The organism is Clostridium sp., assembly GCF_032552055.1.
Lineage (GTDB): Bacteria > Bacillota > Clostridia > Clostridiales > Clostridiaceae > Clostridium.
In genome coordinates, this window is sequence record NZ_JAWGSV010000396.1 from 1 (window position 1) to 1,609 (window position 1,609).

Annotated in this window: 2 protein-coding genes; both read left to right on the forward strand. The window is 26.4% G+C overall.

Features of this window, described 5'->3' with window-relative positions; translation table 11 throughout:
• Positions 1-406: 406 nt before the first annotated feature.
• Positions 407-1,117 (forward strand): YetF domain-containing protein, encoded by a 711-nt coding sequence (locus E6248_RS15870; RefSeq protein ID WP_316341735.1) that lies wholly within the window; start codon positions 407-409, stop codon positions 1,115-1,117.
• On the forward strand, positions 1,114-1,494 hold the full coding sequence (locus tag E6248_RS15875) for a DUF4363 family protein (RefSeq protein WP_316341736.1): 381 nt from the start codon (positions 1,114-1,116) through the stop codon (positions 1,492-1,494). Before E6248_RS15870 ends, E6248_RS15875 begins: the two co-directional genes overlap by 4 nt.
• The last annotated feature ends 115 nt before the right edge of the window (positions 1,495-1,609 follow it).

Sequence of the window (1,609 nt, forward strand, 5' to 3'; positions counted from 1 at the left end):
CTTATATAATTCAAAATATTTATTATTTAACTTGCATAATGCTACATCATAAGAATTAATTTTTAATTTACTATCAATAAATTTCTTATATGTAGTACCCCTTTCTGCAATATATTCTTTATTATTATATTTAATCTTACAAATCATATCTTTGCCTCCATATATCTCATTACTACTTATTAATATCTCTATACTTTATATTATATACTCAAAAGCACTTCTATCATATATTACGAAGTTTTTTATATTTCCTTCTAAATAATACTATAATTTTTCTTTAAAATTGCTACATTATTAACCAATATATTTTGAAATTCTTCCAACTTATTCTATCCATTTATAACTATAACCTCATCAGTATAAATCCATACTTAAATGGAATAATAATTTAGAGGTGGTTAGTTTTATGTTTATTGTCTTAATACGTACTATATTTTTATATGCCTTAGTTATATTAGTCATAAGACTTATGGGTAAAAGACAAGTTGGAGAATTACAACCTTATGAATTTGTAATAACAATTATGATTTCTGACTTAGCCGCTCTTCCTATGCAAGACACTAGGCTTCCATTAATTTTAGGTATAATTCCAATAATAACTTTACTTTTTATCAAAACTATACTTTCTTTAATTCAATTAAAAAGCCAAAAAGCTAGGCAAATACTCGAAGGTGAGCCTTGCATCTTAATTTCTAGAGGAAAGATCTGTTTTGATTCCCTAAAAAAACAACAAATTAATTTAGATGAGCTTATGGAAGAAATAAGACTGGCTGGATACTTTGATTTAAGTGAAATTGAATTTGGAATACTAGAAAACAACGGACAAATGTCATTCTTAACTTCAAATAGTTCAAGTAGTAGTAGTCAAAATGGTGTTGAAAGCCAAAGTAGCAATAACTCACAAGGCAGAAAAAGGCCTCAATTGCCTGTAATTTATGTCCTTGATGGAAAAATTAATAAAAATACATTAACTAAATCAAAACAAGATAGTGATTGGATAATGAAAGAATTAAAAAAACATCATGTAAGTTCAATTGAGGATGTTGTAATTGCAATGACAGATACTAATGGAAAGTTTATATATCAATTGCATAAGGATGGTGAGGCTCGAATATGAAAAATACCTACATATCAGTTATCCTTTTTGCAGTATTACTAGCTGTATTATTTTTTCTAAACTATAAGTTCATTGATTTATGTAATGAGATAGTCCTTAATTGTGATGATATTGAAACTTCATTAAATGATTATGATGAAGAAGGTGCTTATGAGAAATCAGTAAATCTTCTAAACTTAATAACTGAAAAAGCTGATATACCAGCTATATACTTAAATCATGTAGACTATGATTTAATAAAAAATGATTCTTTAAAACTTTCCTTATATATTCGAGGAGATGACAGAGCAGAATCTTTAGCTACTCTTCATGCATTACGCTCAACAGCCCAGCATCTAAAAGAATTACAAAGTCCTAACCTTAAAAATTTATTATAAAGAATTCTTTAAATTATAAAGCCTTTATAATTTTCTAAATACAAAAATGGTTTTCTGGTTCCAAGGAGACCATTTTTTTGTAAATAACAAGAACTTTTATTTACAATTAATACAC

Coding starts and splice junctions, on each gene's coding strand:
- E6248_RS15870 (WP_316341735.1), top strand. CDS start 407: ATGTTTATTGTCTTAATACGTACTATATTTTTATATGCCTTAGTTATA.
- E6248_RS15875 (WP_316341736.1), top strand. CDS start 1,114: ATGAAAAATACCTACATATCAGTTATCCTTTTTGCAGTATTACTAGCT.